The organism is Candidatus Bathyarchaeia archaeon, from assembly GCA_038883335.1.
Classification (GTDB): domain Archaea; phylum Thermoproteota; class Bathyarchaeia; order Hecatellales; family Hecatellaceae; genus JAVZMI01.
This window is the reverse complement of the sequence record JAVZMI010000002.1, coordinates 52,189-73,377: the sequence shown is the minus strand read 5'-3', so window position 1 is coordinate 73,377 and position 21,189 is coordinate 52,189. Positions and strand designations below refer to the sequence as shown.

The 21,189-nt window shown below is 48.0% G+C and carries 27 protein-coding genes; 9 read left to right on the top strand and 18 right to left on the bottom strand.

What is annotated here, in order from left to right; all coding sequences use genetic code 11:
* Positions 1-699, bottom strand: coding sequence for a tetrahydromethanopterin S-methyltransferase subunit A (locus QXJ75_01505; GenBank protein ID MEM3736758.1), 699 nt, complete (start codon positions 697-699; stop codon positions 1-3).
* Between the two features lie 26 nt (positions 700-725).
* The gene (locus QXJ75_01500; GenBank protein ID MEM3736757.1) at positions 726-1,112 is read right to left on the bottom strand and encodes a putative zinc-binding protein; all 387 of its coding nucleotides are present in this window, start codon (positions 1,110-1,112) and stop codon (positions 726-728) included.
* A gap of 195 nt (positions 1,113-1,307) precedes the next feature.
* Here QXJ75_01500 and QXJ75_01495 point away from each other — a divergent pair, with 195 nt between their 5' ends.
* The 3 genes from QXJ75_01495 to QXJ75_01485 all read left to right on the top strand — a co-directional run bounded on the left by QXJ75_01495 (position 1,308) and on the right by QXJ75_01485 (position 3,928).
* Positions 1,308-2,393: a permease gene (locus tag QXJ75_01495; protein ID MEM3736756.1), complete on the top strand. Its 1,086-nt coding sequence runs from the start codon at positions 1,308-1,310 to the stop codon at positions 2,391-2,393.
* Between the two features lie 11 nt (positions 2,394-2,404).
* Positions 2,405-2,671 carry a thioredoxin family protein gene (locus tag QXJ75_01490; GenBank protein ID MEM3736755.1) on the top strand — a complete coding sequence of 89 codons (267 nt, stop codon included), beginning with the start codon at positions 2,405-2,407 and terminating at the stop codon, positions 2,669-2,671.
* Positions 2,672-3,046: 375 nt separating this feature from the next.
* Complete coding sequence (locus QXJ75_01485) at positions 3,047-3,928, top strand: cation diffusion facilitator family transporter (protein ID MEM3736754.1); 882 nt, start codon at positions 3,047-3,049, stop codon at positions 3,926-3,928.
* A 57-nt stretch (positions 3,929-3,985) separates the two neighbouring features.
* On the opposite strand, the gene QXJ75_01480 is transcribed toward QXJ75_01485, so the two are convergent.
* Together QXJ75_01480 and QXJ75_01475 are read right to left on the bottom strand one after the other, a co-directional pair.
* Complete coding sequence (locus tag QXJ75_01480) at positions 3,986-4,702, bottom strand: creatininase family protein (protein ID MEM3736753.1); 717 nt, start codon at positions 4,700-4,702, stop codon at positions 3,986-3,988.
* Positions 4,703-4,849: 147 nt separating this feature from the next.
* Positions 4,850-5,383 (bottom strand): NTPase, encoded by a 534-nt coding sequence (locus QXJ75_01475; GenBank protein MEM3736752.1) that lies wholly within the window; start codon positions 5,381-5,383, stop codon positions 4,850-4,852.
* A 56-nt stretch (positions 5,384-5,439) separates the two neighbouring features.
* Between QXJ75_01475 and QXJ75_01470 the strand changes: the two genes are divergently transcribed.
* Entirely contained in the window at positions 5,440-6,660 is a 1,221-nt protein-coding gene (locus tag QXJ75_01470) for a tRNA (guanine(10)-N(2))-dimethyltransferase (GenBank protein MEM3736751.1), read from the top strand.
* A gap of 58 nt (positions 6,661-6,718) precedes the next feature.
* Here QXJ75_01470 and QXJ75_01465 read toward each other — a convergent pair whose 3' ends face one another.
* The 9 genes from QXJ75_01465 to rpl18a all read right to left on the bottom strand — a co-directional run bounded on the left by QXJ75_01465 (position 6,719) and on the right by rpl18a (position 11,970).
* Positions 6,719-7,600 carry a 50S ribosomal protein L10 gene (locus tag QXJ75_01465; protein MEM3736750.1) on the bottom strand — a complete coding sequence of 294 codons (882 nt, stop codon included), beginning with the start codon at positions 7,598-7,600 and terminating at the stop codon, positions 6,719-6,721.
* Positions 7,600-8,256 (bottom strand): 50S ribosomal protein L1, encoded by a 657-nt coding sequence (locus tag QXJ75_01460; GenBank protein ID MEM3736749.1) that lies wholly within the window; start codon positions 8,254-8,256, stop codon positions 7,600-7,602. Before QXJ75_01460 ends, QXJ75_01465 begins: the two co-directional genes overlap by 1 nt.
* Positions 8,257-8,281: 25 nt before the next feature.
* Positions 8,282-8,764 carry a 50S ribosomal protein L11 gene (locus QXJ75_01455; protein MEM3736748.1) on the bottom strand — a complete coding sequence of 161 codons (483 nt, stop codon included), beginning with the start codon at positions 8,762-8,764 and terminating at the stop codon, positions 8,282-8,284.
* A gap of 4 nt (positions 8,765-8,768) precedes the next feature.
* Positions 8,769-9,236 (bottom strand): transcription elongation factor Spt5, encoded by a 468-nt coding sequence (locus QXJ75_01450; GenBank protein ID MEM3736747.1) that lies wholly within the window; start codon positions 9,234-9,236, stop codon positions 8,769-8,771.
* Positions 9,237-9,322: 86 nt separating this feature from the next.
* Positions 9,323-9,496: a protein translocase SEC61 complex subunit gamma gene (locus QXJ75_01445; protein ID MEM3736746.1), complete on the bottom strand. Its 174-nt coding sequence runs from the start codon at positions 9,494-9,496 to the stop codon at positions 9,323-9,325.
* 33 nt (positions 9,497-9,529) lie between these two features.
* Positions 9,530-10,339, bottom strand: coding sequence for a D-aminoacyl-tRNA deacylase (locus QXJ75_01440; GenBank protein ID MEM3736745.1), 810 nt, complete (start codon positions 10,337-10,339; stop codon positions 9,530-9,532).
* A gap of 32 nt (positions 10,340-10,371) precedes the next feature.
* Positions 10,372-11,283, bottom strand: a complete 912-nt coding sequence (gene ftsY, locus QXJ75_01435; protein MEM3736744.1) for a signal recognition particle-docking protein FtsY — start codon at positions 11,281-11,283, stop codon at positions 10,372-10,374.
* A gap of 7 nt (positions 11,284-11,290) precedes the next feature.
* Complete coding sequence (gene pfdA / locus QXJ75_01430) at positions 11,291-11,728, bottom strand: prefoldin subunit alpha (protein MEM3736743.1); 438 nt, start codon at positions 11,726-11,728, stop codon at positions 11,291-11,293.
* The gene (gene rpl18a / locus QXJ75_01425; protein MEM3736742.1) at positions 11,725-11,970 is read right to left on the bottom strand and encodes a 50S ribosomal protein L18Ae; all 246 of its coding nucleotides are present in this window, start codon (positions 11,968-11,970) and stop codon (positions 11,725-11,727) included. The genes pfdA and rpl18a overlap by 4 nt, the downstream gene beginning before the upstream one ends.
* 307 nt (positions 11,971-12,277) lie before the next feature.
* On the opposite strand from rpl18a, the gene QXJ75_01420 reads away from it, so the two are divergent.
* From QXJ75_01420 to QXJ75_01410, 3 genes are all read left to right on the top strand, one after another.
* The gene (locus tag QXJ75_01420) at positions 12,278-14,989 is read left to right on the top strand and encodes a UPF0182 family protein (GenBank protein ID MEM3736741.1); all 2,712 of its coding nucleotides are present in this window, start codon (positions 12,278-12,280) and stop codon (positions 14,987-14,989) included.
* A 69-nt stretch (positions 14,990-15,058) separates the two neighbouring features.
* Complete coding sequence (locus QXJ75_01415) at positions 15,059-15,520, top strand: Hsp20/alpha crystallin family protein (GenBank protein ID MEM3736740.1); 462 nt, start codon at positions 15,059-15,061, stop codon at positions 15,518-15,520.
* A gap of 27 nt (positions 15,521-15,547) precedes the next feature.
* Entirely contained in the window at positions 15,548-16,084 is a 537-nt protein-coding gene (locus QXJ75_01410; protein ID MEM3736739.1) for a hypothetical protein, read from the top strand.
* A 16-nt stretch (positions 16,085-16,100) separates the two neighbouring features.
* Here QXJ75_01410 and QXJ75_01405 read toward each other — a convergent pair whose 3' ends face one another.
* From QXJ75_01405 to rtcA, 3 genes are read right to left on the bottom strand one after another with little or no spacing between them, the layout of a single operon-like run.
* Positions 16,101-16,574, bottom strand: a complete 474-nt coding sequence (locus QXJ75_01405) for a PadR family transcriptional regulator (protein MEM3736738.1) — start codon at positions 16,572-16,574, stop codon at positions 16,101-16,103.
* 51 nt (positions 16,575-16,625) lie between these two features.
* The gene (locus QXJ75_01400) at positions 16,626-17,267 is read right to left on the bottom strand and encodes an MGMT family protein (GenBank protein MEM3736737.1); all 642 of its coding nucleotides are present in this window, start codon (positions 17,265-17,267) and stop codon (positions 16,626-16,628) included.
* Complete coding sequence (gene rtcA / locus QXJ75_01395) at positions 17,248-18,321, bottom strand: RNA 3'-terminal phosphate cyclase (GenBank protein ID MEM3736736.1); 1,074 nt, start codon at positions 18,319-18,321, stop codon at positions 17,248-17,250. Before rtcA ends, QXJ75_01400 begins: the two co-directional genes overlap by 20 nt.
* Before the next feature lie 126 nt (positions 18,322-18,447).
* Between rtcA and menA the strand changes: the two genes are divergently transcribed.
* Positions 18,448-19,497: a 1,4-dihydroxy-2-naphthoate octaprenyltransferase gene (gene menA / locus QXJ75_01390; GenBank protein MEM3736735.1), complete on the top strand. Its 1,050-nt coding sequence runs from the start codon at positions 18,448-18,450 to the stop codon at positions 19,495-19,497.
* A gap of 3 nt (positions 19,498-19,500) precedes the next feature.
* On the opposite strand, the gene hjc is transcribed toward menA, so the two are convergent.
* Positions 19,501-19,914, bottom strand: coding sequence for a Holliday junction resolvase Hjc (hjc, locus tag QXJ75_01385; protein MEM3736734.1), 414 nt, complete (start codon positions 19,912-19,914; stop codon positions 19,501-19,503).
* Between the two features lie 82 nt (positions 19,915-19,996).
* Here hjc and QXJ75_01380 point away from each other — a divergent pair, with 82 nt between their 5' ends.
* Positions 19,997-20,275: a hypothetical protein gene (locus QXJ75_01380; protein MEM3736733.1), complete on the top strand. Its 279-nt coding sequence runs from the start codon at positions 19,997-19,999 to the stop codon at positions 20,273-20,275.
* A gap of 86 nt (positions 20,276-20,361) precedes the next feature.
* Here QXJ75_01380 and QXJ75_01375 read toward each other — a convergent pair whose 3' ends face one another.
* Positions 20,362-21,114, bottom strand: a complete 753-nt coding sequence (locus tag QXJ75_01375; GenBank protein ID MEM3736732.1) for a radical SAM protein — start codon at positions 21,112-21,114, stop codon at positions 20,362-20,364.
* Between the last annotated feature and the right edge of the window lie 75 nt (positions 21,115-21,189).

Sequence of the window (21,189 nt, the reverse complement as noted above, 5' to 3'; positions counted from 1 at the left end):
CTAGTTTCCCCTCAGTTCTGAAGCTTTCAATGCAGCCGCTTTAATCCTTTTAATTATCGCTTCTTCCTCTTCTGAGCAAACTGTCCAAGGTTTCTGAATTCTCCAAGTAATCTTGAGGCACATAGGCGGTTCAGGAAATGCTCCCTTGTCATAAAGTGTCCACTTCATGAACTGCGTAGGTTTCTCCTGATAGCAACACCGTACTGCTTCCCGTATAATTTCAGGTTTGCGCGCCAACATTACATCCTCTTCAAGTGCCAAGTTGACCAGAGTTATCTGTCTCCGAAACCTATCTATCGCCTCGAGAGGTATATTATAGAGGTAAGGCGTAGGCGCCACAGCACCAACTATAAACCTCTTACTATCAACGCCGTTATCAACCAGTGCTTGGAGTGTCTGTCCAGGGCTATGTCCAGCTGACTCTGCCCCACAAACAACTAGATATCTGATGTTTGTGTTTGCGATAACATTACAGATTATCTTCTCCACCCCAATATTCTCAGTCTGAAGATACCCTGCAAGGGCCGCACCGCTCTCAATTCCCGTGCGAACCAGCAATTCAAGCCAGGGGGTTATCTTTTCGTAGAATGTGTCTAGGAGCACGCAGACAGCAACAGGGGAATAATCATTGCCCCGCAGGAAGCACCCCTCTTCAGGCGGATATTCCGGCGGCGGTTTAACTTTCCTAATTTCATCCATTTAATCATCAGCCCTAGCCGAATAATCTAGTCTTCCATTACTGCTTTAATGATTAGCTCCTTTGCCCTTCTCACATCATCCTCTGAGACGTAACTCGCCAACCCCAAGTTTCTGCCAACATCTTCGTGCAACGCTTTCTTTTTCATGCCTATGTCTCTCACCAGTACGATATTTTTACTAACCTTAAAACCAGAGTTCTCAACAATTTTCTTACTGCACTCGAAGGAGCAACAATCAACAGTCACGATTTTCTTGGCCGTTCTGGTTTTCCCAAGGACAGAAAGCACATTCGTAGGAAGCCTGCCTAAACATCCGATGGCGGCTTTTCGTAGCCCCAACTCCTTAACTGCTTCAATACTCGCAAGAGCAGTTACTATGCCTGTGTTTGACATACCGCCAAAGCAGGCATAGATTACATTCTCATGCGTATTTTTCCCAGCAACCAGGTCTCTTTCGTTTCAGTCATATTGCTCAAGCTTCTCCTTTAGCAAGTTTTATTCTTATATGCACATATTCGCATATAGCGATATATTAAAATATCTCAAATATTATCCCTTGTTGAACGGAGTCAGCCAAGGGATGACTAGAGGCAGAGGAGGGGTAAGAATATTCTACTATTTAATCTAATCTTTGCTGGGCTTTATGCGTTAGAGGATTACATAGCCCTCCACACATTAACCTGTCTGGTTCCCGCCTTCCTCTTAGCTGGAGCGATAACCGCTTTCCTTTCGAGGGAGACCATACTTCGGTATATGGGTTCAACCGCTAAGAAAACAGTATCTTTTCCGCTAGCAGCCTTTGCAGGTATAGGTTTAGCCGTCTGCTCTTGTACAGTAATCCCAATAGCCAGCGGCTTATATCGTAGGGGCAGCAGTCTAGGGCCGGCCTTCATTCTACTCTGGACAGCGCCAGCGACCAACCTGCTAGCCCTAGTATATACGGGGGCAATACTCGGTTTGGATATAGCTGTTATGAGAATCGTCGCCGCCGTATCAACCGCATTCATTGTAGGCTTGATAATGACGTATGTCTTCAGGTCAGAAGAGAGAAAACGAACCGAAAAATTTGGCAATCCCTCGTCTTTAGTGAGATCTCAGATAACTAGTTCAAAGCATATGGTGCTCTTTATTATACTTATAGCTACGCTTCTTTTACCTAACTACCTTGGCGTAGGGAGACCCTATCTCCATAAGATTATCATCTTCCTTATACCTATGGTGATAACGTTTATTTACGCCTGGTTCAAGCTTGGTGTGTCTTCTGTTAAGGTGTGGCTTAAAGAGGCATTGTGGTTTGTCAGACTAATATTCCCACTGCTCTTGGTCGGCGTATTTATCATAGGAATTGTTGGTAAAATACTACCTGCGGAGTGGATTCAGACTTGGCTAGGTGGAAATACATTTCTCTCTACATTTCTGGCTTCACTGCTCGGGGCTCTAATCTATTTTGCAACGCTTACGGAAGCCCCGTTTGTGGATACGCTTATAAGTTTAGGAATGGGCAAGAGCCCTGCTCTGGCGCTTCTATTGGCTGGGCCTGGACTCAGCCTACCGAACATGATAGTGATCGTAAGAATATTTACAGCAAAGAAGGCACTAGTTTACATACTTACCACCATAGCGCTGGCTGCGATAACTGCTTTCATCATAGGCAGTATCCCTTTGGTCGTAAGGGTTTATATGCAAGAAAGTTAGGAGGTTGAAATATGGCAAAAGTAAAAATAGAAATCTTCGGCTCTGATCCGCCATGTGCCAAATGTAGGGCAGCAGTCAAGCTCTCCGAAGAGGTGGCTAAAGAGTTCGGCAACGCGGTTGAAGTAAAAGAGTATACTGTGTTCTCAGAAGAAGCTGATAAGTACAACGTAATGATCACGCCGAGCCTTGTGGTCAACGGTAGAGTTGTGACTTCAGGAAAAATCCCAAGTAGAGAAGAGTTGCTCAATGCTATAAGACAAGAGCTGAAAATAGGATAAGCTGACTTAATACCAAACACGAGTAAGGTTCTCACTAAATCAGCATACACAGACGTGCATAATCTGAACGCATATTACCCTCTATTCTCCGGCGCCACAAGAACTTTACATTGGCTAGGAGGTCGTTGAGCGGTGTCTATCTTCCAAAAGTTTACAGGTAAAAAGTAAAAGTAATCGCCTCCATATATTTCAAGGAAAGGGGACAAGTATAGAGCCACTAAAAACCAGATAAACTTCATGACAGAAGCCTTAATTCTAACAACGGTAACTTGCATCTTACAAGCACAGAATTTGCGTAGAACTTAACCGACTTACAGTCAACTTTGGTTGTTCAGAGTACATTTTTTAACATGCCTCATATTTAGTGAAGATAAGTTGGATAATTACAGCCGTGGCTTCATAGAAGGCGAAAGGATCGCCAAATTATCAGTTTTAACTCTGCTGGGCATTGGAGTAGTTGAGATTCTCGTCGGGCTGTTAAGTAAGAGTGTGGGTTTGGTTGCTGATGGAGTTGACTCTTTAGGCGACGCGGTTATATCTTTCATCGTCTGGCTCGGCTTAAGGTTGTCTATGAAGTCTCCAGACAAAAAGTTCCATTACGGCTACTTTAGGGTGGAGACCTTCTCCGCTCTGGTCACAGCTATAGCGATGGTGGGAGTTGCATCCTACATACTCTACCAAGCTTATCAAAGGTTTATTAACCCTCAAGAGCTCTTTTATCCTCACATCGCTTTGGCCACTATATTTGGGGCTGGATGTATCTCCCTATACCGTGCTTTCCAGATGAGGCGCATCTCACAAAAATACAATATGGTCTCACTTAAGGCTGGCGCATATAACTCGATTAAGGATGGCTCCGCGTCCTTCATTATTTTCGCCAGTCTCATCGCAGCATATCTAGGCTTCTACCAGATGGACGCAATTGGTGCTATGGTGATAGCCGGCTTCATCATCCAAATAGCGTACATGGCGATTAAGGAATCATCACTGGTTCTTGTGGACGCTTGCTACTGCCCAGATCTCATTAACAAAATCAAGAGGGTCGTGGAGGGTGTCTACAAAGTTCAAGTTGAGAGCATAAAGTTGCGTAAGCTGGGGCCTTATCTTGCTGGTGAGATATGTATTATTGTGGACGGGAATCTTACTCTCTACAAGGTAGGTGAGTTGAAAGACGCCATAGAACGCGATTTGAGGCGGGAGATAGAGGGCATCAAGGGTCTCACAATAATTGCGAAACCCTACCCTACCGGCAAATAGAGACAATCAACTACTGAGTTTCAATAGAGTATCGAGTATCGTAAACGGCGTATTCTTCTACTCCAACTCCATTACCAGGTTGCTAAGCCCTTGGACGGCTACCTCAAGGAGCATCTTTCCTTTCTCCTCTGAGGCTTTTGTAGCATCACCGATGATGCCGGAGGTCATGTAGCGGCGTGGTTCCTTTATGACAATGTGGTCGGGGAACACGGGATGCTCAGCTACGAGCTTATCTGCCGCCACAAGGCTTCGGTTAATAGCAAGAACCATCGACGTCTCAATCTCCCCCGCGTGGAGATCTTTCTCATCCTCTATCAGACCTTTTAGCTTCCTCAGCATCCTTGGTAGATCTACTATGGCAATCTTGAGTTCGGGGAAGGTCTGGAGGAGGATCTGGGCAGCCATCTCTAAGGCTGTTAAGTGTGCCGCGCCGAGGTGGCCTGGAAAGATGATGATTCTCCTAAAACCACCATTGTAGAGACTTTTACAGATGTCCCACATCAGGTCTCGAACAGTGTCGAAGCTAATGGTCACAGTCCCAGGGAAAGGCGCAGTCCTTCTGCAGAGGCCATAGTTTATGGGAGGTGCTACTAGGGCTTTAGTTCTCTCCGCGGCCCTCTTCGCGATCTCGTATGCTATAAGAGAGTCCGTGGCAAGTGGGAGGTGGTATCCATGCTCCTCGGTTGAACCCCAAGGAACTATTACAGTCTTAGATACTTTCAGTGCTTCCTCAACCTCCTCCCACGTCATCTCTTCCAATAGGCTCTTACGCATGCCTTAACCCTCAGTAAATCCAGCGTAAGTTAAGCTCTTCTAACCTTTTAAATTAAACAGTTTACAGCTTTCACTTTTCTACTCCCCGCTAGTGCAAAACGCCAAAAGGTCTGCTGGGCCGAGGTGGAGATGTTAAACGGTTCGGAGTTATGCGTCTAATACCATATCAACTATAGCTCTAGGTAATCCTTCCCTGTTGGCTAGTGTGACCTCGATTATTTTGGAGGCGAGGTTAGATCTTATCCAGTCTATCAGATCACCTCTTGCATTATGGTGAAGCGTGCCTACCACAACCTTTCCAGAGTCCACTGCCTTTTTCACAGCCTCCCTGAATTCAGGTGAGAGTAATTCCATAGGCCCGACCTCATCCACGACAATTATGTCGGCGGTGTTCACTGCCCTCTTTATCGCGTTAACACCTACCGCGACCAAGTCCGCAATGTTCACAGTATACCTGCCGAATCTGGGTCCTACGCCTTTGTAAACCTGGGCTAAGATGCCCCTTCGGCTCGTGGAGATATCAATAACCTCGAAGCCAACGCGTCTCCCCCCTTCTCTAATCTCGGAGGAGACCATCCCGCCCACTCTCAAACCTCTCTCTGTGAGTAGGTTTATCGCCCTTCTGAGGGCTGTCGTCTTACCTACCCCCGGGTGGCCTGTCAGGAAGATTAGCTTCTTCAATCTGCTATAATCTTAAGTGTTGAGGTAAAAATAACTTCACTGGTGGTGAAGGACTCCTGGTTGGTGGTTGCTCTTCGCTAGGGGTAGGGTTTCCTCTAGTAGAGGCTGAGGAAGGTGGTGTCTCCTTTCTAATTCCTAAGATTGAATTCATGGGAGGTAGTGGTGTTCTCAAAAGTCCAGTATTCTATAACCCCCGAATGGGTCTCAACAGAGATGTAGCCGTTATATTCCTGAAGGTATTCCAAGAGTTGGTTGGTCGTCCTCTAAGAGTATGTGAACCCCTCACAGGCTGCGGGGTGAGAGGCCTCAGGTTTGCGTCCGAGGTCAAGGGCATAAGAGAGATCGTGATCAATGATCTGAACCCCAATGCAGCTCAACTAGCTAAATTAAACGTCGAAAGGTTAGGTTTCGACGGTTTGGTGAAGGTTGAAGATAAAGATGCTAACCTTCTACTAAGCCTCCACGCACAACCAGGTTGTCGATTCGACTATATAGATCTAGACCCTTTCGGCTCTCCAGCTCCATTCCTCGACTCGGCATTTAGGGCTTTACGTGATGGAGGGGTCGTAGCTCTCACTGCTACCGATATGGCCCCCTTATGTGGTACACATCAAAAGGCATGTGTAAGGCGTTATGGGGCTAAACCTCTGCGAACTGAGTACTGCCATGAGTTAGCTGTTAGGCTCCTAGTTGGGTTTGCTATCCGGGTAGCTGCGAGTAAGGATCAGGTTGCTGAACCTCTCTTCTGCCACTACACTGATCATTATGTGAGGGTATACCTAAGACTGAAGCGTGGGGCGAGAGACGCAGACTCATACTTGGAAGCCATGGGCTTCATCCTTCACTGCTTCAGATGTTTAAACCGTACGCCCGCTAGAGGCCTCTTCCCGAAGTTTCTTGGGTTATCCTGTGAAGAGTGTGGTGGAGAGTTTGAATACGCTGGGCCTCTCTGGTTAGGCGGACTGTGGAATAAAAACCTCTGTCAGAGAATCGAGGAAGCAATCGGAGGCACACGCCTCAGCCATGCAAGGCGTGTTGAAAGTATAGTAAAAAGGATTATAGGAGAGATTGGGGCCCCCCCAACCTATTATATTCCAAGTCGTCTTTGCGACCTTCTAAATCTCCAAACTCCACCGATATCCCGCATAGTTGAGGCGCTGAGGCAGGAGGGGTTTGAGGCAGCTCTCACACATTTCAATCCCCAAGGTATAAAGACAGCTGCCTCACAACGACTCATATCAAAGGTTCTTAAGAGGTTAAACTTGAAGGGGCCGTAGGACCATCTGAACATGGAGTCCTCCAACCGCTAGCCCCTCAAGCTGGACGTTTGCCTCTTTATGATGCTAATGTGGGGGCCTTCTCTTTCAACTTTTCCAATAAGACTACAGCTTCGCTATGGCACTTACCCAGTAATAGGGGGAGTGTATCCTTGCCGAAATCTACGCCAGCTGCCGCGAGGTTCATAGACTCTTGAATGCCACGCCCTAAAAGTATCGGTAGGGTTTCAGGTGTTGGGTACGCCAAGTTCAGGGCGAGGTTGAAAGCATCCTCAACCGCCTTCTGGAGGCTTGCCTTTGTCGCTTGGAGGTCTATCCTTAACAGTTCTTGGGGGTAGATCAGTCCATTCTCATAGGCAATATTGATGCTTATTCCGCTCTCCATCGGTTTTATACCTAACTTAGATAGAAGGCTCGCAACCTTGGCGGAGATGGGTTTTCCCTTCTCCACCACCACGGTATCCTCAACTATCCAGATGCTTCCGCCCTCAATCTTGGTAGGCACATTCAACTCAGTGAACTCGCTTATTATCGGTCCTGGAGGCATCCCAGTATTACCTTCAGCAATCACAATGTCACGCGGGGCTATATCTTCAGCCTTAGCTGGCATGGGGATCTTGCTCTTCTCAAGGAGGAAGGAGAGCTTGAAGGCGTCGAGTTCTGTGTAGATGCAGGCACTAGATCTGTTGAGACTCTCCATCAGCCTGTCAATATTGGGCTTCTCGGCTGCCACTTCCTTTAGAGCCCTCTTCAAGAGACTAGACTTGGAACATCTGAAGACAAGTTCTCCCCTCAACTTCTTCCTCAGCTCTTGGATCTGAGCCGCTCTCACCTTGTAAAGGTCAGCTAAAGCTACTACCCTATATTTTCGAATGAGCTCAATGATCTTCTTGACTTCGCTTCTCTTCCAATCCTTTACTTCCTTCAGTTTTAGAGCCACTACTTCTCATCTCCCAACTCAATCTTAATTGGCTCCCCCATAGTGGTTTTGAGGTAAATCGCTCCGATGTTCCTCGCACCACGCTCCAACTTCTGCTTCAACCTCTCCAAAACCGCCTTCACATTCTCATACAACTGGTCGACTGACATATCCTCAGTTCCAACTCTACACTGAATAGTAGGGTTATCTTTTAACTTCACCTGAACTGACTTTTTATGACGAGCAATTATTGGGCCGAGGGGTGCATTAGGCGGAACCGGCGTAGGCATCTTCCCCCGCGGACCGAGAAAGACGCCAAGAGTCTTACCTACCATTGGCATCAGAGATGCTTCTGATATGAAGAAATCATATTGTGATACGAGCTTCCGAGCAGCCTTCTTATCCTTACTCAAAACCTCAAGATCTTCTCTCCGGAGAACCCCGTCTGCCCCCTCCTTCTTCGCATCTAATGCCATCTGACCTGAACCTACAACGCATACCTTAATTGCCTTTTGTATGGAGTGAGGAAGTTCAATCAGCTCATTTATCTTGCTACCAGACTTCATGTCGATGTCTTTTAGGTTAACTATCAGATCTACTGACTGGTTGAATCCTCTCTTTCTACTTCGCTTGATCGCTTCCAAGGCTGCTGTAAACTTTTTGATCTCTGCAGACATCACAAAGCCCCTGCCCTGCATCAATTTATTTGAGGACTCCGTCGTAGAGTCCCTCTTTTACCTCTCTCCCAACTTCTTTAGGGTCTTTTCCCTCAACTGTGACACCCATGCTGGTACAGACCCCTAAAACCTCTCTGACAGCCCCTTTGAGGTCCTTCGCATAGGTCTCTGTCATCTTTATCTTCGCTATCTTTCGAATTTGTTCCATCGTAATGTTACCCACCTTCACAGCCTTAGGGTTCCCTGAACCCTTCTGGATGCCCAACTCCCTCACTATTAACGCCACGGTGGAGGGGGTTCCAAGCTCTACCTCAAACTGCTTGGTGCTGACATCTACCTTAATCTTGACTGGAACTTTCATGCCAGCATAATCTTTCGTCAACTCGTTTATCTTGTTGACAACAGCAACCACGTTAACCCCCAGTGGGCCTAGGCTCGGTCCTAGAGGTGGTCCAGCTGTAGCTTTACCCCCGCTTACAAGCGCCTCTACGATCTTCTGCTCACCCATAATCTTAACCCTTCTTAGCTCGCTCCACCAACCTTACATAATCTGCGTGAACAGTTATTGGCAAAGGGACTGTTGCCTCTAGAAGTTCAAGAGTAACCTCATTCTTCAATTTATCTATTTTGGTAATCTTCGCCCTCATGCCTTTAAGTGGCCCCCCGATTACATCCACTACATCCTCAACGTTCAACTCCTCGATAACAGGCTTCGTAATTATATACTTCTCTAACTCCGAGACTTTAACAACACCCGCAACCCTCTGCCTTGCATGCTTGACACCGGAAGCAAGTTCATCCACAAAGTGAGGACCTAAAGCCTCGATGAAGATATACCCCCTCAACATTTCTGGAACCATTATGCTGAAGATGGGTGCATGAGCGACAGTGGCTCTACTCTGGAGCAAGTTCGCTACATTGCGTTCCTGTCCGGCAGTTGTGCGGAGGACATAGATCTGGGCTTTACCTTCGCTACTCATTTTTCCCCTCTCAGAGAGCAGACCGTAGAGAACAAACATGCTTAAAAATATATAACATCTCCCATTACCGCTTAGGCCTTTTACCGCTACACTACCCCAGCCAGCCCAATCAAGGCAAAGATGAGCCTTATTATGAAGCCAAGAACTCCTAGCACTGCTATCCCTATAAGGCATACTCGGAACAGTAGCCAGAACTCATCTATCCCCGGCTTTGAGGCGGACCGTAACAGTTTACTTGCAGATGTGAACCAACTCTTCAAGCCCACACCTCCAAGTTTTGAGGATGGTGGTTTTTAAACCTTTATAACCTCCACCACACCTCTCTTGCTTAAGGCGCCTAATATACGGCTTCTCTGAGAACCTTTAAACCCCTTCCAATCTATGACAGCGGCACTACAGCCCCCTAAAGTCTTACTAAGCGCCTCAGCTATTATGGCGTCAGTGACCAAATCCAGCAGATATTTTGGGACGATGTGACCTATTGCCAGATCGCTCTCCAAACATATGGCTGTATGCCTCGGAGCGTAGTGTCCTCCTCCAAAGCCTACACACCCCCGACCCTCCGGCGGCTCTTTTAATGACGCCCAAATCGCCTCAGCTGCAATCATCCCAGCCTCACTATCACACCAATATCGATCTGAGCCTCCAATCTCCACAAACCAGACAGGCATGGTAAGCGAGGTTGGACCGTGGTGTGTTGCCTCTAGGGAGACCTTATACTCTGTACCCTCAGCCCTCGTCATCATTTTTTTCAAGGCGTTTCTCATCCTCTGAGGCCAAGCCCAAGCCAACTCTCGAGGGCGTCCACCATGCCTGGCCTCCGCCGTTAGGTTCCCTGGGGCATGTACTGTTAGGGTAGGTTCACCGCTCTCGCTCTTATGCCTCGAGGCGAAGACCACTGCCTCAACGTCAGAGAACCTTTCAAGGCTGGTTACTGTGACACTGTCAATGTCAAGGTAGAGTAACTTCACATCGTCTCTCTCGTAGATTTCACCCCACCCAGCATACCGCCCAACCGCCCTGAAGCCATATTTTGCGATTAACTTCTCTGCAATGTTGAGGGCTGCTGAGTCAAGCTTTGAGGCCGCTACAAGATAGGTCACCTAGGTTCCACCTAATAATGCTACACTGAAGCCTACAGTTTTCCCACCAGGGTTTCTGCGAACTCTGCCGGTTTAAAGGGTACTAGGTCCGTATAGGTTTGGCCAACTCCAATCAAAATTATAGGTTTCTTAGTCACATAAGCCACCGATAGAGCAGCCCCACCTTTCGCGTCGGCATCCATCTTAGTAAGTATAGACGCAGATATGGGTACGAACTTGCTGAACTCCTCCGCCTGCGTTGCAGCATCGTTCCCAGCTAAAGCGTCCCCAACAAAGATCACCAAATCAGGGTTAACAACCTTCACTATCTTCCGCATCTCCTCCAGCAGGTTACGGTTAGTTTCAATCCTACCAGCCGTATCAATTAATACCACGTTAATCCCCCTCGCCTTCGCATAAGCTACACCATCGAAAGCTACCGAGGCAGCGTCAGACCCATACTGGTGTTTAATCATCTTCACTCCGAGGCGCTTGGCATGCTCCTCTAGCTGCTCGATCGCGCCAGCTCTATAGGTATCGCTGCAAGCTAATACTACGGAGTAGCCTTTATCCATGAATAGCCGTGAAACTTTGGCTACGGTTGTAGTCTTTCCAGTCCCGTTTATGCCTACGAAGACTATGGAGAGAGGTATCCTCTGCTTTCGTTTCTCTTCGGCTAACTTTAGGAGGTCTACCTCGCCCTCATGCGTTAGCACATCTATAAGTGACTTCACTAGAGCCTCCTTCACGATCTTCTTTCTGTCTTCCAGTCTTCCAACCTTCAACCCGGCGAGATTTTTCTTAAGATCCTCACAGATCTTATCTACTACAGCTAAGGCTACATCACTCTCCATAAGGGCTACTTTAAAATCCCATAGGATAGAGTCAAGTTTCTCCTCGCTTAACGTCTCGGTTGTAACCTTTTCGATGAGGAAGCTGAAACTTCTCTTTAACCGTTCGAACATCAGGTAGTCACATTCTCAGTTTAGCTATAACTTGCTCCATCTCTCGCCTCACCGCTTGCATCCTTCCCATTACCTGGCTAAATTGTTCCTCTAACGCAGACCTCACCTTTTTAAGCTCCTCTATCCTAGTTTTTACGTAGCTTTCAGCCTCAGGGAGTCTCTTCTCGAGAGTAACACCCGCTCCTATGCCAGTGACAACATTCTCTACGTCGGCGATCGAAGCTTTTAGATATGACCCTCCACCTATTGGGACGAGTATTTCAGATCCTTTCCCAACTTCCTTCAGCCCCGCCAAAGTGAGTTCTGAGACCCTATACTCCCTCGCTGCGGCGTCTACGACTCCTATCCTGGCTTGTATCTCCGAGGCGGTACCTTCTAAAATTCGGGATTCGATGATTAGATTCCTCAGCTTATCTTCCAACTCCTCCTTGGATCCGTCGCTCATTTCTGTTCACCATTTCTTGATAACTTAGCTATTAGAGGATTTTTGGCTGTGTGGGGGTCTATCTCCTCTGCGTTTAGAATTTTAATCTGATGCCGCTTCACTCCATGCTTACTGCCGATCTCATCGTAGACTTTCCCCACAGCCTCCTCCATACTGAGTGCCCTGACTTCTTTCGCGAAGGGCATTCCCTTGAAGCCAGTTTTAACCTCTCCTTTCACTTTGAAAGTCTTAACTTCACTCATAGTGTTCCCCTGTTGGCTTAGATTTTTAACTTCTGCCTCTAATAAAGTTAGATGCACCCTTCAGCGTCTCATGGTGGTTGAAATTGAGTGGGCTGATATTTTAAGAGTTTGGCAATGAAAACCGTGGACTATCCACCAATTAAAAATTACGTTTTAAGGTTGTGTGGCATTCTTCGCATGCACTGAGTTTGATGGATTCCGCTAGGCGAGCTAAAAAGTTTCGGTATATCCTCAAAGTAAATACATAGATTTAAAAATAGGTGGGCTTTAATGTTGGTTACTAAATCTGCCTGTGCTGGATGACGCAATGGGTTCAGATGATGCCATGGGAGGAGGCGCCACCAAAGCGGCTTATCCGCGGTTGCTACGCGTAATGCTAGTAGCCGCCTTGGCGATGATTATCAGCTTAGCCTCTGTTGGGAATATTCTATGGTTCTACCTTAACATATTGGAGTTTGGTGATCTCTACATACGCCCCATTTACTTCCAACTGGTCGGGGGCTTTATCTTGGCAGTAATTGCCTTCGCACGAATCGATATTAAGAACAGGCGCTCTATCGTTTGGTGGGCTGTCCGTCTAATAATACGGCTCATCCGCCAGAGAGGCATCCTGGAGGCTGTTCCCCCGAACTACTTAGATTTCAAAACCTTCAGGATGACGCCTTTCAACTTCGTCGCATGGCAGGCTACCAAAGTGATTCTTGGGATGTTGCTGCTCATGAACCTCCTATTTGGGATGGCTGTGGTGGCTATGGTGGATGGGTGGGACGCTAATTTGGGTTCCGTAACTGGCATCTTCAGTCTTCCCTTCGTCACCCCGCCCTTCGACACGGCATACGCCCAAGAGATCGTCATCCCTATGGTGCCTGCCTTAAGCCTCATCATCGCCCCGGTACTTGGAGCCATAGGAATACGCCTAGGTCTCCTAGTCGCCCTCACGCAACTCATCAGAGTTTTCACACCCTCAGTTGTGGAGATGAGTGAGGGGAGGCGGAGAATAGGTTGGCGAGTGGCGGTAGTGGAGGCACTTATCGCTATGGGGCTTTTTTGGGGGGTGATAAACTCGTTCTTCACTTCCTACATAGACTACAACACTAAGCTCATTATCGGAGGCCTCGCTGCCGCTGGAATATTGTTCTGCTTCTTTGCATATCTGGACGGCGTAAAAGACAGAGGGTTGGGTTTATTTCTCACAAAGCGTGGCATATTCACTAGAATGGTAGCTGTAGCCCTGATAGTTCTCATAGTAAGCTCAGCTATCGCAATACAGAACAGCACTGCCGACGCCAGAAAACGCGAATGGCTGGGTCCTTACGTGACGCAACAAATTTCTGTCAACCGCTATCTAGCCCAACTTGACGAAGTACAGGAGGTGCCCCATCATTTCGGTATGTTAAAGGCTCCGTCTGAAGGAGCCGACGCGGTAATCTCAGAAAACGCTGAGATTTTAGATCGTATAAGGTTATGGGATTGGGAAGCGGCATTCGCCAAGCTGAAGCCCGAGATAGGGCTCATCCCGTATCTAGATTTCCAGGATTCAGACATATTACGCTTCAATAAGACTTTGTATTGGAGTGCCTCGATGAAACCAGTCCTGCCTGCTACCGTCTTACAGCAAGATAAATGGTATGCCGAACATCTAGTTTACACTCACGCCCCCAGGGGTTTCTTAATGTTAGACGCCAACAAAGGCACGATCGTTGATACTGGAAGTTTCTTCAAACAGAGAAGAATCTATTATGGTGAAGGAGGTCTTCTCCACGAAGTCTGGGCTGCTTACCCTGTTGGCCGTCAGACAACAGACGAGATAGAGAACTTCTTCTACGATGGGACTGGCGGGATAGATCTCCAGCCGCCATTGAGTTGGATCTTCGAGTTTATATTCTTCCTATCTTTCCGCGACCAAACCGTCCATGTAATGCGATATAAGGATGTATATGACCGTACAAGCTTACTCTTCCCCTACTTCCAGTATACCTTCGGCGAGAAGCAAGTTGATATGCTGCCCGTGACCGACGGGAAAGATACCTATTGGCTGATGCCGTTAATAGTGAACCTCAACGTCAATAATGTACCTTGGAGCAGGGAAAACTACTTCATGAGGCTAACAGGCTACGCTCTAATTGATATCTACAATGGTAGCATCCAACTCCTAGTCTTAGGCGACGACTTCTTCAGTACACTATTCAAAACTGTCTACAGCGACTACGTTATGAGCGAGGTCCCAGACTGGCTCCGTGACCAACTAAGATACCCGCAAGAACTCTTCGAGTGGCGAGTGGGCATGTATAACTACTACCATGTAAGAGATCCTGTCACATTTATTGTTGGAAGAATGTTCTACGAGGTGCCTGCAGGGTTAACTACCTACTACGTAATGAGCCAGCCTCCTGGCTCCGAGGAAATCAAGTATGTAGGGTTGTTGTCATTAGAGTTGAAGGGGGCAGCGGGCCGAAACTTGGCTGGTTATATGATAGTGGACAACGAGTATGACAATTTCGGCCAGATGACCTTCTATCAAGTTGACACAGAATCGCCGACTAAGCTGCTAGGGCCCACGGCTGTGAGAGAGGCATTGGAGAGGAATCCGGACTTTGCCACACTCAGAACGCTACTCCGCGCACCAAGAGTAGGTGACAACATAATTTACCGGATAGGTGACTATGACGTATATTTCATACCAGTCTACACCGCCGGCGCTGGGGGTGTGGTAAGCGAGATAGGTACCATAGCCGCGGTAGGCGCTACTTTTACAGGCGAATATTATGTCGGTCTTGGGAACACGGCTCAGGCAGCCTTCAAAGCCTTCTTGAATACCCTCCCAGGCGCCGCTGTAACGCCGCCGCCAACTCCTCCACCAACTGAGCTTACACTGGAGGAGCTCATAAAACAGGCGAACGATGAACTCCAAGCTTACCACCAGCTCTGGGCTCAAGGCAAATATGAGGAGGCGGGTAAGCACTTCCAGCGGTTCCAAGACCTATGGAACCAGATCCAGCAGCTGGTTGAGCAAAGTTAAAGCCCGCGATATTATTATATTTCTTCTTCATATCATATTACCTTGAGTCTAGGTTTAAGGGTTACATAAATGATGAAGAGAAAACCTCTCGGAACCATTGAAGAAACAATTTCACTCGCCGTGCTAGTCATAGGCCTACTAGTCATAGGCATATTGTTAGCGTTTATAGTCCGTTTCCAGAGGGGACTGTTGGGGGTCATCCTAGCGGTTGCAGCGGCTCTCCTCCTCTTCTACTGGTTGAGGGAGCTCAGAAAAACTGCCAAGAAGGAGTGGCTACCGGAGGCCCCACCCAGCAAAGCAGAGTGGACATACGACCTCGTAGATAGAGGAGCAGAGATAGCAGTCATAGCGGAGGTTCCGGGCCCGGAAGAACAGATCTCCATAAATATAATCAACCGTACACTTGAGATAAGAGGGGGCGGTAACTTCTACCGCCAAATAAAGCTTCCTGAAGAGGTGGGAGAAGCTGAAACTACATACCATAATGGTGTGCTTCAAGTGATATTGAAGAGGAAGCAGAAGCTCGCCTAATGTGCCAGACCCGGAGGGGGTTGTTTCGTGGAGTTTTTCGTGATGGTCTACGCGAAGTCGGACGTAGTTAGGGAAGTTAAGGACACCATTCGAAGATGCGCGGAGTGTAAAGCCATCCTCGACGAGATGGACGCCACAAGGCAGCGGTCAGCCGCCATCCTCCGAGACTCGCAGAAAGAGAGAGAAGAGTTAAATACATCAAATATACCTCCCAAGGAATTCCGCGCAAAGATCCGTGAGCTTAACAAGAAAACCGAAGAGGCCCTTAGGCCTATCAAACGTGAGACCAACGCTCTGGAGAAGAAACTAGAGGAGTTGGAAGCCAGATTACTCCTTCAGGAGCTTCCTGCATATGTAGCCGACGAGGTCGCTGAGGTTCGTAGGCTGCTAGACGATCTTGGTCTAACCAATCCAGAAGTGAAAGAGGTTGCACGTTTTGGCAGGCTAGGCAGCTCAGGAGTTCTCAATCTCCGCTTTGAAACCGATAAAGAGCATTTTAAACAGGTTAAGAAGCTTTTCTCTCAAGTGGCCTTTAATAAGGTAGACGTATTCGTTGAAGGATGAAGCTAAGAAAAAAAGGTTAGGTCTCCTCCAGTTTCTTCAACTCGCTTTCTAGGAAGGCCTTATACTTTTTGAGGAGTGCGCTCTTTGTTTCGGCGGACATTTGAGAGATGTATTTTCTCTGGTCGCTGGCCATTGCCATGAGGCGGTCGAGGGCGTCTTCCGCTAACATCTTGCCAGAGAAGCCTAGTTTCCTGACAACCTCTACGCGCTTACCTATCTCCTCCTGAACTCTGGCAAACTCTTTGAGGACCTCTGCACCCTTCCCGGTTAGAGTGTATCGCCCCCCTTCAGTCTCCTCGATGAGCTCATCTGAGAGTAGCCGTCCCAAGAGTGGGTAGACTAACCCTGGAGAAGGCCTCCATAATCCTTCACTCCTCCTTTCAGCCTCATCTATAATCTCCTTTCCAGTCATTGGTCCTTTCTCTCTAAGTAGGTGGAGTATGTAGAATCTGGAGAAGCCTCTTGGTATTAGGGCTCGAGTTTTTGCCATTTCCATTACCTCATATCACTAGAGATATCTCTAGCGATAAATATAAACTTTTCACAAACTCAACCTAGAAAATTTATAAACACTCTCCTCCTCCACCATCAAACCCTCAGATGAGTTCCGACGGAATACGACACCCTCCCTTCTAAGAAGCATCTCCTTAACACCCGCCCCCAACCAGTAGCCTCCGACAGATAGATCAGTCCTGACTACTCGGTGGCATGGAACGATAAGTGTGAAAGGGTTAGCTGCCAGAGCGTTACCCACAGCCCTCACAGCCCGAGGACTACCCGCAGCCATCGCAACTTCCCTATATGTAGACACGAAACCCTTGGGGATTTTTAAAACGACATCAAGAACCCGTCTGTTAAAAGGAGGAAGTGTTTCCATAGAAAGCCTAGGCAGCGCGTCTAACCCTTCGCCCCGCCAAATGCGGGCTAGTGTCGAAAGCACAGTTTGGATCTCCTTTTTGGGTTGTCTCTCAACTTTTAATTGCCACCCTTCGAAGCATTTTCCCGTCTGCTCTAAGGCTTGCTTTAATCCTTTAAGGGCGAATTTGGCGGCCAGTATTTGGTCTTCACTATCCGCAGCTACACAAAACCACGTTTCCCCAACCCTAGAATAGTAAATTAAAAGTTGAGGTGGTATTTCGCCCGTGATGTACCCTCCAAGCGGCTTAGATAAGTTTGTTCTCAAAAGCAGCTCCCTTACACCTGATAGTTGCAAGCTCACCAACTTTCCCTTCAACTTCGAACTTGGCTTCGAGGAAGCTTTCACAGACCCTAATGCAAGTAACTGTATGAAGGGTGAGTTCGCTTACCTTCATGACCGACGTGTCTTCTGCGAGGGCTGCCCACATGATAAGCTGGTCGCCAAGATGCCTGTCAACTGGGGCTCGTCTTTCCAGCTGTTTTATGAGATCCTCGGCAGCTTCTGAACCTACTACCTCTGCTCGTTTACCGACTTCGCCAAGGCGGTCTACGCCCAAGAGCGCTCCGTCATCAAGCTCAGCCACCAGAACTATGCCACAACCGGGGTCGATTGCACACTTTGCATCTCCACTCTCAAGCGCCTCCAAGTCGATCTCCACATCCCTAAAACCCCACTTCTTCAGGCGGTCCTCCGCGCTCTTCGCCATTCGTTCGATGATGTGCCTCGGTAGAAGAGAACTATAGGACAGACCTCTAATCTTGAGCACTTCACCAAAATTTGACAAGCGAATTGGCTTCAGCCTTTTAACAGGCTGAACTTCGGCGATTAAGCCTCCGCCACCTCTCGGATAGAAGCCCCTCCTCAATAGCTCGATCCGACCCTTGAAACCTGTCTTCTCCAATGTGGGTAGGAGCACCATTTTGAGGTAGTCGATAGGGGGCGAGAGTGGGTTGTTCGTACCTCCGTGTATCTCGAGGAGGGTTACCCCTGGCGCGTAGGCTGCTACTGGGAGTGCTGACTGTAAGAGGAGGGTTGAGCTGCCGGCGGTTCCTATATCGAACCGGAAAGCCCCCGACCGTAGGGCTCTCGGCGTGAACTTGACCTCCATGGAGCCTACATTTAAACCCTCAAGCTCTGCCCCGCTTAATTCGGCAACTGCAGATACAGCGGAGAGGTGCTGAGGCCTGAGGCCTGGTTTTGGGCGTTTGGCGCGGATATTATATATTCTTAGAGGTCTGTTGGTGAGTGCCGAGAGACATACTGCAGTTCTGAGAATCTGGCCGCCCCCTTCAAGCATGCTACCGTCTATTTCCACCATCTAAGCTCCCTAAGACCTCTCCGATACCGGGTTAATGAATTTATACCTGAGAAATTCTACTTTAACTTCTGAGGTGCCACGCTATCGACGCCTTAAGATAGCGCCTCATGGAGGCGAGGTAGTATAGTGTCAAGGTGCGTAGGGTTGGGAGGTCTTCAAGCTTGGCTGGTGGAGATGAGGCTTCCTTTCTTAACTGCCAGCGTCATACCAGTCCTACTAGGTACGGCTGTAGCTTGGGCTACAACTAACACTTTCCTGTTTCCATTGTTTATATTAACCTTGCTTGGGGGGGTATGCCTTCATATCGGGACAAATGTTGCTAACGACTACTTCGACCATAAATCACGGGATGATGACGTTAACGTGGAATTCGTCAGACCCTTCAGTGGTGGAAGCAGGATGATTCAGCTTGGCATGCTAACGCCGAGGGCTGTGCTTAGTGGGGCGCTGCTATTCTTCGCGGCAGGTGGCGCTATAGGGTTATATCTCGCATTGGCAAGGGGGTTTGTGATCTTGATATTTGGTCTAATTGGAGTGTTCTCAGGGTTCTTCTATACTGCCCCTCCATTCAACCTCGCCAGCAGAGGTATAGGAGAGCTCTTCGTGGGCTTAAACTTCGGAGTCATGATGACTGCAGGAGCTTTCTATGTTCAAACTCAGGCCCTAACTTGGGAGCCCGTCTTCGCAGCCATTCCAGTCTCCATGTTGATCACCGCGGTACTCTACATAAATGAATTTCCAGACTACACAGCGGACAAGACCGTCGGCAAGCGTCATCTCGTGGTACGCTTAGGCAGGCGGAGAGCTGCTGTGGGCTATGGAGTTTTAATGACCTCGACTTATTTCTCCATCTTCGCAGGGGTTGGTTGCAAGGTGATCTCCCCCTACACTCTACTGGGCATCCTTACATTGCCCTTCGCCGTCAGGGCTGTGCAGCATGCAAAAGTATACCATTCAGAGCCCTCTAACCTCGCCCCGGCTAATGCTTCCACAATAATAACCCACCTTACCACAGGGCTCCTTCTCACCGTGGGTTATATACTTGAAGGAATCAAACCTGAGGGCACCGTATATATTGCGGTGGTGGGGGTGATATCAGGTTTGACGGTGATTATACTATTTGTCTACAGGCAAATGGAGCATATGCGGATGGCTTCTCTTGGAACGAGGAGATAGATCTCAGGTTGGAATATAATCGGTGAGTTTGCCGCTAGCCACAGCCTCAAGTCGCAATCCAACTTTTAACGCCTCTTTTAGTGTCAGCTTGTATCCAGTCTTCGTCCTTGCAAGTTTCTTTGGGTCTATAAGCACCCAACCCTTATGTTGATGTTTGAACTTCACCGCTAGGTATGGGGTGGCCCCGAACCTCTGGGCGAACCTCGACAACTGGTCTATAGTGATCTTACTTATGTAGAGTGTTGGTCTACTGGAAGTCTTTACCTCTAATGCAAGGTGTACCCCGTACCCCCCAGCCACCAGGTCAGGCCTGTCAAGCTTAGTTCGGGATCCAGAAGCTGGGGCTCGAAGGACTGCGAAGCCCAGAGTGTCCAACCTATGAACCAGCTCCCTCTCCTCAGCCACTCCCCTCTTCAACGCAGCGTCCTCACTGAAGATGAGGAAACAAAGACTTAACCTTAAATAACTTGGTTTCCATAATATCTATGACAGATAGCTTATGCCATGTTATATTCTGCTCCTCAAAGGTTTAGGTCTTAGAATACCTGAGGACAAAGATCTTCTCAGAAGGCTGGAAGACGACTTGATGAGAAGGTTGAAGGTCTCCAGCCACGAGGAGCTGCATGCTGCCTTAGAGGATAAGGCTAGAGAGGACAGCTGGGAACTCAAGATGCTAATACAGGAAATGATCGCCTCCTACCAGCTAAAAGTCAAGAAGAAGAGAAAGGCTAAAGAGGGGGAAGAGGTAGGAGAGCGGGCGCAAGTCTATGCAGTCTGAACCTTTGCGGAGCCTCCGGGAACAAAGTTATTGTGTCGGGTCAATTTTTACAGAAGAGTTCATCTAGTTCAGATGGATTCACCAAACTATATTAGCTCCTCAGGAATGCGTTCGGGGCTGTAAGCAATGCGCGGTTTAATTCCAGATTTTCTCAACCTCTCGGCGACGTGAGGATAGAGGAAAACATATTCTTCCTCAACTTCGCCTACCAGCTTAGCGTCTATTGCGCGTATCTTCTCTTTCAACGCCTCAAAATTGTCTTCAGAGCTGAATGAGAGCATAACAGCAGGGTGGCATTGGACGCTTGCATCTAGCAAATTCTTTAATGCATTTAACTGCAGGTCGAACGCTTCAGGCGCAGCCCCTGTGAGTAATGAAAATTCCTCTCGAGTTGTTCCTTTGATCGAAATTCTCACATGAAGATGCTTGAACTTGGAAAGCTGTCTGGCGAATTCAAAGTCTATTAGTATCCCATTCGATTCCAAGATGAACTCATAGTGAGTACGGTCAATTAGCTCAAGTAACTCTAAGAGATGTCTTCTACCTATTGTGGGTTCGTTTCCACTCACCCTCATTTTTCCGTAACCAAACTTCTCAGCACACCTAGTAAGCTGTTTGAATATATGTTCAGGAGTGTAGAATGCCCCAACTCTATCTGGATAATCCCTCGGGGTGCCGCTCCAACAAAACACACACCTCAAACAACACCCACAACAGTCAGCGGTTGCGATGCCGCCATACCATCGCCCCGGCCTGGCAACCCGATAATACTTTCTGAGAGCGCCTCTGGTCACAATACTCTCAGTTTCCCGTGCCAGCCTTAACGGGTCATATTGCACCGTACTCAATAATATCCCCCAACACATTATAACTAGCGGATGCTATACCATATGGCTTCTAAAAGTCCCTTCTTA

Coding starts and splice junctions, on each gene's coding strand:
- QXJ75_01380 (MEM3736733.1), top strand. CDS start 19,997: ATGCCATGTTATATTCTGCTCCTCAAAGGTTTAGGTCTTAGAATACCT.
- QXJ75_01505 (MEM3736758.1), bottom strand. CDS start 699: ATGGATGAAATTAGGAAAGTTAAACCGCCGCCGGAATATCCGCCTGAA.
- QXJ75_01450 (MEM3736747.1), bottom strand. CDS start 9,236: ATGAGTAGCGAAGGTAAAGCCCAGATCTATGTCCTCCGCACAACTGCC.
- rtcA (MEM3736736.1), bottom strand. CDS start 18,321: ATGGTGGAAATAGACGGTAGCATGCTTGAAGGGGGCGGCCAGATTCTC.
- QXJ75_01415 (MEM3736740.1), top strand. CDS start 15,059: ATGATGAAGAGAAAACCTCTCGGAACCATTGAAGAAACAATTTCACTC.
- rpl18a (MEM3736742.1), bottom strand. CDS start 11,970: ATGAGTGAAGTTAAGACTTTCAAAGTGAAAGGAGAGGTTAAAACTGGC.
- QXJ75_01455 (MEM3736748.1), bottom strand. CDS start 8,764: ATGGGTGAGCAGAAGATCGTAGAGGCGCTTGTAAGCGGGGGTAAAGCT.
- QXJ75_01420 (MEM3736741.1), top strand. CDS start 12,278: ATGGGTTCAGATGATGCCATGGGAGGAGGCGCCACCAAAGCGGCTTAT.
- QXJ75_01460 (MEM3736749.1), bottom strand. CDS start 8,256: ATGTCTGCAGAGATCAAAAAGTTTACAGCAGCCTTGGAAGCGATCAAG.
- ftsY (MEM3736744.1), bottom strand. CDS start 11,283: ATGTTCGAACGGTTAAAGAGAAGTTTCAGCTTCCTCATCGAAAAGGTT.
- pfdA (MEM3736743.1), bottom strand. CDS start 11,728: ATGAGCGACGGATCCAAGGAGGAGTTGGAAGATAAGCTGAGGAATCTA.
- QXJ75_01490 (MEM3736755.1), top strand. CDS start 2,405: ATGGCAAAAGTAAAAATAGAAATCTTCGGCTCTGATCCGCCATGTGCC.
- QXJ75_01405 (MEM3736738.1), bottom strand. CDS start 16,574: ATGGCAAAAACTCGAGCCCTAATACCAAGAGGCTTCTCCAGATTCTAC.
- QXJ75_01480 (MEM3736753.1), bottom strand. CDS start 4,702: ATGCGTAAGAGCCTATTGGAAGAGATGACGTGGGAGGAGGTTGAGGAA.